The 12086-nt window shown below is 75.0% G+C and carries 12 protein-coding genes; 7 read left to right on the top strand and 5 right to left on the bottom strand.

Annotation, left to right across the window (positions count from 1 at the left end):
* Positions 1-166 precede the first annotated feature (166 nt).
* Positions 167-778, top strand: coding sequence for a hypothetical protein (locus BCD49_RS14960; protein WP_007518971.1), 612 nt, complete (start codon positions 167-169; stop codon positions 776-778).
* 37 nt (positions 779-815) lie between these two features.
* On the opposite strand, the gene BCD49_RS14955 is transcribed toward BCD49_RS14960, so the two are convergent.
* Positions 816-1832: a GlxA family transcriptional regulator gene (locus BCD49_RS14955; protein WP_007518969.1), complete on the bottom strand. Its 1017-nt coding sequence runs from the start codon at positions 1830-1832 to the stop codon at positions 816-818.
* Between the two features lie 149 nt (positions 1833-1981).
* Between BCD49_RS14955 and BCD49_RS14950 the strand changes: the two genes are divergently transcribed.
* Positions 1982-2809, top strand: a complete 828-nt coding sequence (locus tag BCD49_RS14950; protein WP_007518967.1) for a class I SAM-dependent methyltransferase — start codon at positions 1982-1984, stop codon at positions 2807-2809.
* A gap of 60 nt (positions 2810-2869) precedes the next feature.
* Here the strand turns inward: BCD49_RS14950 and BCD49_RS14945 are convergent, their stop codons facing one another.
* On the bottom strand, positions 2870-3457 hold the full coding sequence (locus tag BCD49_RS14945) for a sugar O-acetyltransferase (RefSeq protein WP_241832329.1): 588 nt from the start codon (positions 3455-3457) through the stop codon (positions 2870-2872).
* Between the two features lie 274 nt (positions 3458-3731).
* Between BCD49_RS14945 and BCD49_RS14940 the strand changes: the two genes are divergently transcribed.
* Positions 3732-4430, top strand: a complete 699-nt coding sequence (locus BCD49_RS14940; RefSeq protein ID WP_007518963.1) for a hypothetical protein — start codon at positions 3732-3734, stop codon at positions 4428-4430.
* A gap of 2 nt (positions 4431-4432) precedes the next feature.
* Positions 4433-6001, top strand: coding sequence for a hypothetical protein (locus tag BCD49_RS14935; protein WP_007518962.1), 1569 nt, complete (start codon positions 4433-4435; stop codon positions 5999-6001).
* 44 nt (positions 6002-6045) lie between these two features.
* Here BCD49_RS14935 and BCD49_RS14930 read toward each other — a convergent pair whose 3' ends face one another.
* Positions 6046-6747 carry an alpha/beta fold hydrolase gene (locus BCD49_RS14930; RefSeq protein WP_007518961.1) on the bottom strand — a complete coding sequence of 234 codons (702 nt, stop codon included), beginning with the start codon at positions 6745-6747 and terminating at the stop codon, positions 6046-6048.
* A gap of 134 nt (positions 6748-6881) precedes the next feature.
* Between BCD49_RS14930 and BCD49_RS14925 the strand changes: the two genes are divergently transcribed.
* A complete protein-coding gene (locus BCD49_RS14925; RefSeq protein ID WP_007518960.1) occupies positions 6882-7463 on the top strand; it encodes a SigE family RNA polymerase sigma factor in 582 nt (193 codons plus the stop codon).
* A complete protein-coding gene (locus tag BCD49_RS14920; protein ID WP_071041597.1) occupies positions 7460-8323 on the top strand; it encodes a PASTA domain-containing protein in 864 nt (287 codons plus the stop codon). The genes BCD49_RS14925 and BCD49_RS14920 overlap by 4 nt, the downstream gene beginning before the upstream one ends.
* A gap of 121 nt (positions 8324-8444) precedes the next feature.
* Here the strand turns inward: BCD49_RS14920 and BCD49_RS14915 are convergent, their stop codons facing one another.
* Entirely contained in the window at positions 8445-9467 is a 1023-nt protein-coding gene (locus BCD49_RS14915; RefSeq protein WP_007520664.1) for an aldo/keto reductase, read from the bottom strand.
* A 163-nt stretch (positions 9468-9630) separates the two neighbouring features.
* Here BCD49_RS14915 and BCD49_RS14910 point away from each other — a divergent pair, with 163 nt between their 5' ends.
* Positions 9631-10473, top strand: a complete 843-nt coding sequence (locus tag BCD49_RS14910; RefSeq protein ID WP_007520666.1) for a helix-turn-helix transcriptional regulator — start codon at positions 9631-9633, stop codon at positions 10471-10473.
* A gap of 73 nt (positions 10474-10546) precedes the next feature.
* Here BCD49_RS14910 and BCD49_RS43540 read toward each other — a convergent pair whose 3' ends face one another.
* Positions 10547-11953, bottom strand: coding sequence for a hypothetical protein (locus BCD49_RS43540; RefSeq protein ID WP_083401464.1), 1407 nt, complete (start codon positions 11951-11953; stop codon positions 10547-10549).
* Positions 11954-12086 lie beyond the last annotated feature (133 nt).

The following is a 12086-nucleotide window of genomic DNA, read 5'->3' as shown; positions in this document are numbered from 1 at the left end:
CCCGGCGCAAAGGTGGTTCCACGGCGAGGGCGGTTCCACCGGGCGGGCTGGCGGAACGGCTGGCCGGAATCCGGCGGCATGTGGCGTTCTGGCCACTGCTCGGCCGGCTGCCGCGTCGGTAGCGTCGGGAACCGACCTCGACGACCCGTGGAGAGAAGACCGATCCGTGGCCAAGATCCTGCTCAGCCTGCATGTGCTCGCCGCGATCCTCGCGATCGGGCCGGTGGCCGTGGCCGCCAGCATCTTCCCCCGGTACCTGCGGCTCGCGGCGGCGGGACCGGTGGACGGTTCGGCGGCGAACGTGCCGAGGGCGCTGCACCGGACCTGCCGGGTCTACGCGCTGCTCGGGATCGCGGTGCCGTTCTTCGGCCTGGCCACCGCCGGCCCGCTGCACGTCTTCGGCGACACCTGGGTGATCATCTCCATCGTGCTGACCGCCGCCGCGGCCGCCCTGCTCGCCGCCGTCATCCTCCCCGGCCAGCGCCGGGCGCTCGCCGCCCTGCCCGGCACCGTCCCGCCCGAGGCCGCGCAGCCCGCCTACGCCCCCTCCTTCTCCGCCGCCGGCGAGGGTGTGTCCGGGTCGGACGCCGCGATCGTCGCGACGGACTCCGCCGGGCCGGTCGCCGTCACGTCCCCGGTCCAGGCGGGGACCGACGCCCGGCCGCCCCTGTCACGCGTGGCCGCGCGGCTCGCGATGACCACCGGCATCTTCAACCTGCTCTGGGCGGCCGTCGTCGTCCTCATGATCGTCCGACCTGGCTCGACCACCGGCGTCTGACGGTCTGACGGGCCCGTGGGCCGGATGCCGGTGCGGCTCAGGCCGCCCTGGCCACGCCGGGGGCGCGGAAGGCGCGGCGGTAGGACTGGGGGCTGGTGCCGACGAGGCGGCGGAAACGGTCGCGGAACGTGGACGGCGAGCCGTAGCCGACCTGGGTGGCGATCCACTCGACCGGGTGGTCGGTGGACTCGAGCAGCTGCTGGGCGTGGCGCAGCCGGGCGCGAGTCAGCCACTGGGCCGGGGTGGTGCCGGTCTGCTCCCGGAACCGTCGCGTCAGGGTGCGTGTCGACAGCGCCGCCTGGCGGGCGATGTCGTCGAGGGACAGGTCCCGGTCGAGGTGGTCGGCGAGCCAGCGCAGCAGCGGCTCCAGCGAGACCCCGTCGGGCGCCGGCGGCTCGTGCGCGATGAACTGCGCCTGGCCGCCGGCCCGCTCCAGCGGCATGACCGAGAGCCGCGCCGCGTCGGCGGCCACCGCCGACCCGAAGTCGGCCCGGACCATGTGCAGGCACAGGTCCAGCCCGGCCGCCGCGCCGGCGGAGGTGAGCACCTTCCCGTCGTTGTCGACGAACAGCACCCCCGGGTCGACGTCCACCGCCGGGTACCGGGCCGCGAGCTGCTCGGTTCCCAGCCAGTGCGTCGTCGCCCGCCGCCCGTCGAGCAGCCCGGCCGCGGCGAGCAGGAACGCGCCCGAACAGACCGACGCCAGCCGTGCCCCGCGGCCGGCGGCGGCCCGCAGTGCGTCGACGACGGCCGCCTCGACGGGCAGGGCCACGTCACCGGTGCCGGGCACGACGACCGTGTCGGCCTCGGCGAGCGCCTCCAGCCCGTGAGGCGCCCGCAGTGTGAACGTCCCCGCCTCGACGTCGGCTCCCGGCCTGGCCGCGCAGACGACGACCCGGTAGGCGGGCCGTCCGTCCGCGAACCGGGCCCGGCCGAACACCTCCACCGGCACCGCCAGGTCGAACGGCACCACCCCGTCGACCGCGAGCACGGCCACCAGATGCCGGCCCACCGTTCCCACCACCGCCGGCGGGGCCGCAAGGAACGTCGTCATGGCTGGAATCTAACCGACCGCCGAGTTCCCGCCAGTCGGTGGTCCGCGGGTGGTCCTGACCCACTGTTCGGGTGTGCGCAGGTGAACTGGTCCCGGGGTCGCGGATTAATCGAGAGAAGGAACGGGGCCGAGGGGCTACAGTCACCGGCGTGACGCAGCTGGGTGAGCGGGCCGGGCCCGGCGACGGAACGGTGGCCAACCGGGCCTGGTGGGACGAGCGGGTACCGATCCACCTCGCGAGCGACTTCTACGACCTCGACGAGTTTCTCGCCGAGCCCGACGTGCTGCGCGACTTCGAGACCGCCGAGGTCGGGGACGTCACCGATGCCCGGCTGCTGCACCTGCAGTGCCACATCGGTCTGGACACGCTGTCCTGGTCGCACCGCGGCGCGACCGTCACGGGGCTGGACTTCTCCGCCCCGGCGGTCGACGCGGCGCAGGCACTGGCCAGGGAGCTGGACCTGCCGGCCCGGTTCGTCGCCGCGGACGTCTACGACGCGCCTGCCGTCCTCGCGGGTGAGACGTTCGACATCGTCTACACCGGCATCGGCGCGCTCAACTGGCTGCCGGACGTCGCCCGCTGGGCCGAGGTCGTCGCCCGGCTGCTCGCCCCCGGCGGTTTCCTTTACCTTGCCGAGACCCATCCGGTGCAGGACGTCCTCGACGACGAGTCGGGATCGACGTTCGACCTCGACTACTTCGACATCGGCCCGGTCGTCTGGGAGGAGGAGGGCAGCTACGCCGACCCCGACGCGGAGACCGACGCGAACGTGACCGTCGAGTACCACCACACCCTCGGGTCGATCGTCACCGCCGTCATCGGCGCCGGGCTGCGGCTGGAGTTCCTCCACGAGCACGACTGCTCGCCGTCCCAGCGGTTCGACACCCTGGTCCGCGGCGACGACGGCCTCTACCGCTTCCCGCCCGGTGTCCCTCGGGTCCCGCTCCTGTACTCGTTGCGCGCCACCAAGCCCTGACCCGCCGGTTCCGTCCACGCTGACCCCCGGCGAGGCACCGAGCCGGACGGCGGCCCAGCGTCACAGGGCGCGGATCACCCGGGCGGGATTGCCAACGGCCAGCACGTTCGGCGGCAGGTCGCGGGTGACGACGGCGCCGGCGCCGACGACCGAGTTCTGCCCGATGGTCACACCGGGGCACACGATGACGCCGCCGCCGAGCCACACGTTGTCGCCGATGGTGATCGGCTCGCCGGCCTCGCGGCCGGTGCGGCGCAGGACCGGGTCGAGCGGATGGGTGGGCGTGAGCAGCTGGACGCCCGGGCCGATCTGGACGTCGGCGCCGAGACTGATCCGGGCGACGTCGAGCAGCACCGCACCGGTGTTGACGAACGTGCCCGGGCCCACGGTCGTCTGGTAGCCGTAGTCGACGTGCAGCGGTGGGAGGATCTCCACCCCTTCCCCGACCGTGCCCAGCAGCTCGTCGAGGATCTCGGCGCGCAGTTCCGGCTCGTGCGCGCGGGTGGCGTTGTACCGCTCGCGCAGACGAGCGGCGCGCAGCCGGTCGRCGGTCAGCTGCGCGTCCCCCGCGTGGTACAGCTCCCCAGCGAGCATCCGCCGCTTCTGTTCGGACATCGCCGCCTGCCCGGCCGTGGCTTGTTCGGACATCGCCGTCCCGCCTCCCGGACTTCCGCGTGGGCCGGTCCCACCTGGCACCGGCACGCTACGCCCACGCCGTGACCATTCGCCCGCCGATGCACAGACCGATCGGATGGCGCGCCGACGCGTCCGGCTGGGACAGCGCCACAGGTGGCCGCCTGCCGGGCAGCACGTCGACTACGGCTACCAGACGACCGCAGGCTCGGGCCCGTTCGGCCGCCGGACACGGATAGCATCCGACCTGGTCACCTTCGGCCCACTTCGGCCCACCGCGAGGACGGACATGCTGGCACTCTCGTTGCTGACGGTCCTGGAGGAGCTGACCGCCGACCCGGGTCTCAAGAACTTCGCCGGCGATGTCAGGGACGCGGCGAAGCTGCTGGACCGGCCGACCCTGGCGGCGCTCTCGCGGGTCGCGCCGGTCACCGCGTTCCTCGCGTTCCACCCGGGTGCCGACCAGGCGGTCGCCGACTATGTCCGCGGTGGCGCGCTCGCCGCGGACAGCGGGCCGAACCTGCTCGTCCTGTTCGCCCTCGACGCCCCCGCCTCGGCGCCGGTGCCGCTCGGCGCGGACGCATTCACCAGCTGGATAGACTTCGACGCCCGCGGCCACCCGTCGTACGACCTGGTCCGCCTGCTATTCGCCGACGCGGCGGTGCCGCCGCTGCCGGGGATCGTGTTCTTCCAGACCCTCGACCCCGATGGCCGGGAACCCGACGCGGTGTACGTCGGGCTCGCAGGGCTCGCCAGCCCTGCGGACGTGGCGGCGAGGCTGCGGGAGGTTCTCGCGCTCGCCGACGAGGTGGGCCGCGACGGGCCGGACGACGACTTCGGCACCCGGCTGGGCGCGCGCCTGGCGGCCCGGAAGATCCGCTACGAGCGGACGGGGCGCCTCTCCCTACGCGAGTGGCTCATCCGCGGCTACCAGGTGGTCGGTTCCCGGTTCGCCGACCTTGTCAGCATCGCCGGCCTGGTGGTCTGACGGTGGGCGCCGCCGCGGGCGACCTCCATCCGGTGCTCTCCCTGCTGGCGGGGCAGCTGCTGCGCGAGCTGGAGCTGGTCGCGACGTTCACCGTCGTCGACCGGCTGGACGACCCGGAGCCGCTGACCGGCCACCTCCTCGACCGGGGCCTCGCGATCACCGAGGCGCTCGACGCGTTGGACGCCGGCACCGGGCCGCACGCCGAGGACGACGCACCGCCGCCCCACGCCACCGACCACGCTGCCGGCGCCGCATCGCCCGGCGACCACGCGAGCCAGGGTGACAACGGTCCGGTAACGCCAGGCCGGCTCGCGGGTACCCTGCTGGGGATCCGGAGCTGGATCATCACCGCCGACGATCCGGCGGCCGCCGAGGCCGCGCACCTGTTCGCCGTGGCGCTGCCCGCGGCGGCCGACGGCGGGATCCCGGCCGCGATCGACCACCTTCTCGAGCTCGTCGCCCGCGGTCACGTGCTCGACCCCCGCTCGGCCGGGGACGTCGCCGGCATCCTGGTCATCGCCTCCGCGGCCGAGCCCACCCCGGCGCAGCTGCGCGCCCCCCTGGCCGCCGACCTCGCCGACGAGGACGGGCAACCGGCCACGGTCCCGGCCGCCTGGTTGACCCCGCTGGACGTGGCGACGCCGGCGGCCACGCGGATCGTCACCCGGATCCTGGAGGCGGTGCTCACGGCCCGCCGCGACACCCTGGCCGCGCCCGACCTCGACACCTGGCTGGTCGGCCTGCACACCCTGTCGCGGCTCGTCGCCGTCGCGCAGACCGCCGTCGCCACGGCGCTCGCCCGCCCGTCGGTGAGCGTCCGCGCGATCCTCGCCCAGTTGGAGGAGCAGCGCGCCGACGTCGCCGCACTGATGGTCGCGTTCGCCGGCGGGTCGCTGCCCGCCTGCCTCGCCTACGAGGACGACGTGGCCGCGGCGCTCGCGGCGCGGTTGGGCACCAGCACCGCCGGGCGGCGGTTTCGCGCGGAGCGGCAGCTCGTGCCCGACGAGCTGCTGGTCCGGCCGACGCCCCCGCACTGGTTCACCCCGTCATGGCGGGTCGCGGCCGCGCTGCGAACCAGGAACGGCGGTGCACCGCCGTTCGTGCGTGCGGGCCCGCCCCGCGACGTCGCCGACCATCCAGGCGGACTACCGCAGGAACGCGACGTCGCCGAGGTGATGGCCGCGCTGGCCACGATCACCGAGCTCGCCGACGCCGGCAGCTGGCATGACGGTGCCGTCGCCGCCCAGCGGCTGGTCTACGACTTCCCGTGGTGCGACGTCGGCCACTGGAAGGCCGCACAGTGCCTGCGCGGCCTCGGCCAGCGCCAGGGCGCGCTCGACGCGATGGTGCCGGCGATCTCGCTGCAGCCGACCCAGCCGGTGTTGTGGGAGTCGCTGGCGACCTGTCTCGACGACCTGGGCGAGGCGGCGTCGGCCGAGCTGGCCCAGGCGGTCGCCGAACGCCTCGCCGCCCTCGACGACGAGTCCGACGCCGCCCCGAGGACGGCCGGCCACGAGTCGAACGACCCCGGGGCGGCGGACCTGGAGGATCTCTTCGACGACGCCGGCTGACCCGGGCCGGCGTCGTCCGCACGGGCTCCCCTGCGCCGGGCGGGTCAGAGGTCGACGAGGTACCTTGCGAGCGCCTCGGGCTGGGACAGCGCTGCCAGGTGGCCACCCGGCAGCACGTCGGCCTCGACGCCAAGGCGCTCCCGGGCGACCCGCCGCTGGAACTCGACGGGGAAGAACCGGTCATCGGCGCCGGCGACCACCCGGACCGGGACCGGCGGCCAGGCGTCGAACGCGCACGTGGACTCGAACACGACGTCGTGTTCGGGGCGAGGATCCTCCCGGATCGCGGCGAAGTCCTCGGCGGACACGTCATGCAGGAAGTAGGTCTCCAGGTCGAACTCGGCGCTGTAGCCACCCTGTTCGGCGGCGTCGACGCGGGCCTGGGACTGCCCGGTGTTGTCCCACCAGGCACCTGGTGTCTCGCCCGGCACGGGGATCATCGCGTTCACGAACACGATCGCGCTGACCGGGACCCGGTCGGCCGCCAGCGGCGCGGTGAACCCGCCGAGAGACTGCGCCACCAGTACCACGTCGTCCCGGCCGTCCACCGCGGCCGCGACCAGCGCGGCGTACTCGGGCAGGCCCGCGTCCGGGTCGCCGCCTGGCAGGTCGACGGCGACGGCCTCGTGCCCGGCCTCGCGCAGCAGCGGCGCGAGCCGTTGCCAGTAGACGGCCGCCCCCCCGGCCCCGGGGATCAGCGCGAACGTCCGCGCTCGCCGTACCGTCCGCGTGTCCACATCGGTCATCTCGCCTCGTCTCTTCGATGGCTTTCCCGGTAGACGCCGCTCGGGCACGTGACTCATCGGTCGGACCGCGGATGCCCGCGGGGCGTGGGGCAACCTCGCGGCGCGGCGGTCGCCTCTGTAGGACGGGAGGTCACATGCGATCAGCTGACGGCGATGACGGGTTCGCCGCCTACTTCGAACCGCGCGCGGCGGGGCTGCTGCGGTTCGCCTACCTGCTCACCGGGGACACGCAGGAGGCCGAGGACCTGACCCAGACGACGCTCACCCACGTCTACGTCGTTTGGCACCGCGTGTCCGGCCACGACCGGCTCGACGCCTACGCCCGACGGGTGATGATCAACGCCAACACGAGCCGGTTCCGTCGCCGCCGGGTCCACCATGTCCTCGTCGAGAGCCCACCGGAGACCGCGCAGGCCTCGGCGCAGCTCGCCGCCGTCGAGGACCGCGCCGGGCTCGCCGCCGCGCTGGCCGCCCTGCCGCCCAGGCAACGGGCCGTGGTGATCCTGCGCTACTGCGAGGACATGTCGGAGGAGGCTGTCGCGGCGCTGCTGCGCTGCTCGAAAGGCACGGTCAAGAGCCAGGCGTCGAAGGGTCTGGCGAAGCTGCGCGCCGACCCGGCCGTGGCCGCCCTCAGCCCGCCCGCCCTCGCCGCCCAGCCCAGCGCGCGCGGACGGGCCTCGCTGTCGACCGCGCCCCGCGGAATGGAGACGCCGTGAAGTCCACCCGTCACCAGGCGGCCGACCGGGACGAGCCCGCCGACGTGGCGACCGTCGAGTGGCTCCGGGCCGCCGCGAGCGAGGTACGCGCCACCCCGCCCCCCGGACTGGTCCCGGCCGCGTTCGCCGCGGCCCCGGCGGCGCGCCGCCGTCGCCGTCTCGCCGCCGCGGTGCCGGTGACCGTCACGGCGTTCGCCGCGGCCGCGGTCATCGCCATCGTCGTCGTGCTCACCGGCGGCGCGCGTCCGGGCGGCCGCGCCCCCGTGACGACGTCGGCCCGGCCCGTCGCGGCGCCCACGGCCGTGACCGGCGGCCCGACGCCCGGGGCGACGGCGACCGGCGGGCCGGCCCCCACGGCCTCCGCGCCTGCGCCCAGGCCGACCTCCGAGGTGTCCACCCGGCCCGCGGGCACCCAGCCGCCGTCACGGCCCGCGTCCACGGTTCCCAACGTCGTCGGCCAGACCGCCGCCGCCGCTACGGCAACCCTGCAGGCCGCGGGTTTCACGGTGAGTCAGACGAAGGACTGCGCCAGCCCGAACGTCCCGGCCGGCGTCGTGCTCGCCCAGTCGCCAGCCGCGGGCACGCAGGCCGGACGGCAGCCGACCGTCACCCTCCAGGTCGCCAGCGAGTGCGTCACCGTTCCCACGGTCGTCGGCTCCCCGGCGGACGAAGCGAACAGCGCTCTACAAAGCGCCGGTTTCAACGTCACCTACGGCGGTGAGTGGAACTGCCCCTGGGGCTACGGCCCGGTGACGGCGCAGAGCCCCGCCGGGGGAACCCGGGTGGCCAGGGGCGGCTACGTGTCCATCACCTACGTCTGCGCATCTGGCGCGGCACAGCCGACGAGCGGCGGTTCCTGACCGCCGTTCGCGCCTCCGGTCCGAGGATCTGAGGGCTCGTCCGCCGGCCACCTCGGTAGGGGCCGGCGGACGAGCGGACGGCTCGGCGCCCCGGCGGTCCCGCCGTCGATGGCGGGAGGCGTCAGGCGGCGGTGCGTTCGCCGACTGGCCGGCGCCGCAGGCTCTCCCGCTGGAGAGCCGGCGGCACGTATGCCTGGTCGAGCGCGCCGACGTCGGTGCCCGGCGGGACGATCTCGTCGATCTGGTCGAGGAGGTCGTCGGTGAGCGCCACGTCGAGGCCGGCGAGAAGGTCGTCGAGATGGCTCATCGTGCGGGGCCCGACGAGCGCGCTGGTCACGCCGGGATGCGCGATCGCGAACGCCATCGCGAGGTGGGTCAGCGCCACACCCGCCTTCTCGGCGAGCGAGACGAACTGCTCGACGGCGTCGAGCCGGCGCTCGTCGCCCAGGTGCCTGACCAGGCCGGCGCGGCGCAGCTCGTTCTGCTGGCCCCTGCGGACGCGTCCCGTGAGCAGTCCCTGCCCGAGCGGGCCCCAGACCAGCGTGCCCACGCCATGGCGCTGGGCGGCGGGCAGGACCTCGCGTTCGATGCCGCGGTTGAGCAGCGAGTACGGCGGCTGCTCGGTGTGGAACCGTTCCAGGCCGCACCGCTCGGCGACCCACTGGGCTTCGACGAGGTCGGACGCCGGCATCCCGGACGTCCCGATCGCCCGGACCTTCCCGCTGTGGATCAGGTCGGAGAGCGCGGAGAGCGTCTCCTCGATGTCCGTGGCGGGGTCCGGCCGGTGGATCTGGTAGAGGTCGATGTGGTCGGTCCGCAGGCGGCGCAGCGAGTTCTCGACCGCGGTCATGATCCAGCGTCGGGAGGCGCCCTGGTGATTGGGATCGTCGCCCATCGGGCGACTCACCTTGGTCGCGAGGACGACGGCGTCCCGTCGCCCTCTGAGCGCCCTGCCGACGATCTCCTCGGAGTCGCCGTAGGCGTCGGCGGTGTCGATGAGGTTGATTCCCGCGTCCAGTGCCTTGTGGATGATGCGGGCCGAGTCGTCGGGGTCGGGGTTGCCGACGGACGTGGCGAACATGAGTGCGCCGAGCCCGTATGGGCTGACCTTGATCCCGGTGCGGCCAAGCGTGCGGTACTGCATGCGAAATCGTCCCTCTCCGCGTAAGGCCAGGTGGCTGGTGGCGCCGGCAGATCCGCCGGGCCGGTTTCCAGCGTGTGGCGGTGTGGGTGCTGGCGGGAGAGACGCCTCTATCCGGGGACTGGCCGTCCCTGGCTGCGCCACGTGTCGGGGGCATGGTGGAGGTGTGGACAGAACCGAGCTGGCCGACTTCCTGCGCCACTGCCGTACCCGACTCACCCCGGCCGACGTGGGGTTGGCGCAGGGCACGCGGCGGCGCACGCCGGGACTGCGTCGTGAGGAGGTGGCGCAGCTCGCGTCCATGTCCACGGACCACTACACGCGGCTGGAACAGGCCCGGGGCTCGCGCCCATCCCGCCAGATGCTCGCCGCCGTCGCCCGCGCCCTGCGGCTGACCAACGACGAACGCGACCATCTCTTCCACCTGGCCGGCGAGGAACCCCCACGTGACCGGTCGACCACCCAGCACGTCCGCCCCGGCCTGCTTCTCGTCCTCGACCGGCTGACCGACATTCCCGCCCAGGTGATCAGCGACCGCGGTGACATCCTCGCGCAGAACGCGCTGGCCAGGGCGCTGCACGGCGACGCGTCGGCCCGCCCCGAGGCGGAGCGAAACGTCGCCTGGCGCTACTTCACGGACCCGACCGCGCGGGAGCTCTTCCCGGCCGAGGACCGTGACCCCGGCGCCCGCGCCGCGGTCGCGGACCTGCGCGCCACCTTCGCCCGCCGCCCGGACGACGCACGGCTGGCAGCGCTCGTACGCCGGCTCCGCGCGTGCAGCGAGGAGTTCTCGGCGCTGTGGGACACCCACGACGTCGCCGTGCGCCGAACCGACGTCAAACGCTTCCTGCACCCGGTCGTCGGCCTGCTGGAGCTGGACTGCGAGGTGCTGCTCAGCCCTGAGCACGACCAACGGCTGGTCGTCCACACCGCCCGCCCGGGCAGCAGCTCCTACGAGCGGCTGGAACTGCTGCGCGTGGTAGGCCTGCAGGACCTGACCCGTGGCTGAGCGCGGCCCCAGACGTATGGCCGCCGGCGGCCGCCTGGAAGGGCACGCGGCGAACAGGATCTCCGGGGAGCTCCTAGCGGCCGCGTCCGGCCGGCGGTTCGTCGTCGTAGACGTGGTCGGGCACGGCGGACAGCTGGGCGAGCCGGGCGGCCAGGTCGTCGGCCTGGCGTTCGGCCCGTTCGGCGCGGACGCGGGCGTCGGCGCGGGCCTCGGCGAGTACGGACGCCCGTTCGTCGGCCGCCGCCCGGTCGGTCTCCCGCGTCGCCGCGGCCTCCGCCCGTACCCGGGCCAGCTCGTCGGCGGCCTCGCGGCGCAACCGGTCGGCCTCGGCGGAGGCCGCGGCGCGGGCCCGGTCGAGGTCCGCCGCCGCGGCGGACCGGTCGGCGGCGGCCGACTCCCGCAGGGAGACGAGCTCGGCGCGTAGCTCGATGATCGTCCTCGCTGCGGCCTCCACGTCCCGGTGGGCGGTGGCGAGCTCCGCGCGAGCCGCCGCGAGCTGCCCGCGCAGCGTCGCCATCTCCCGCTCGGCGGTCGCCCGGATGGTCGCGAGCCGGGCCGCGGCGTCCGCCCGGGCCGCCTCGGCCCGCTCGTCGGCGTCCCGGCGTGCCGCGGCCGCCTCGGCGCGGGCGTCGGCCCGGGCCGTGTCGGCCTCGGCGCGGGCGGCGTCCACGGCGCCCGCGGCCTGCGCGCGGACCTGGCTGGTCTCCTCGGCGGCGCGTTGGCGGACCGCGTCAGCCTCAGCCTGGGCGGCCCGTGCCTGCGCCGTCGCCTCGCCGAGCCGGCGCTCCAGCTCGTCGAGCGCGGTCGCCGCCTCCGCCGCGACCACCTCGGCCTCCTCGTGGGCCGCCGCCTCGCCCCGGGTCGCGGCCTCCGCGCGCACGGCCCGGGCGGTCGCCTCCGCGACCCGCCGCGCCGCGTCCGCCTCGGCGGCCTCGACCTGCGCCTCCGCGGCGGCGACGTCCCCGAGGCGGCCCAGGGTGACGGTGAACGCGTCGAGGGTGCGGCCCAGGTCCGTGGCAAGCGTGCCGACATGCGCGGCGAGCTCGTCCGCCCGCAGTCGGGCCAACGCCACCGGCCGGTGCGTCAGTTCGTTCCCCGCCGGGCCCGCCGCCCGCGCTCCCCGCGTCGCGGGAACCGCCGGCTGGCCCCGGCCCGTACCGCCGCCACTGCCGCCCGGACCGTCGGCGGCAGTCGAGGCGGCGAGCTCCCGGCGGCGCCGGTAGGCCGACAGCCGGGTGTGCGCCGGGTCGTCGCAGTACGCCGGCGGCCGTCCCGGCCCCTCCGCCGGCGCGCACGGCCGTCCGCACCCCGGATACCCGCACAGGGCGACGTCGAGGTCGACCCGCGCGTGCGGCACCACGGCCGCCAGCGCCGCCCCGCTGACCGGGTCATCCGCGTCACCCGCGGCGAGCGCGTAAGCCCCGCCGTCCGCGCCGACCACACCGGTCGTTGGCAGCTCCTCGCCGGCCCCGGTGTCCACCCTCGTCCTCGCCACGCCCGCCCGCCCCTCCGCCACGCCATTACGTTTCGTTCAGAACGTAGCAGAGACGAAACGCAACGACGTAACGAAACGCTTCCAGTCGTGCGACGAAACTTCTAACGCTCGATAAGCT

This window comes from Pseudofrankia sp. EUN1h (assembly GCF_001854645.1).
In the GTDB taxonomy this organism is placed as follows: Bacteria; Actinomycetota; Actinomycetes; order Frankiales; family Frankiaceae; genus Pseudofrankia; species Pseudofrankia saprophytica.
Note: the sequence above shows the minus strand (reverse complement) of the source record. Positions and strands in the feature narration are given on the sequence as shown.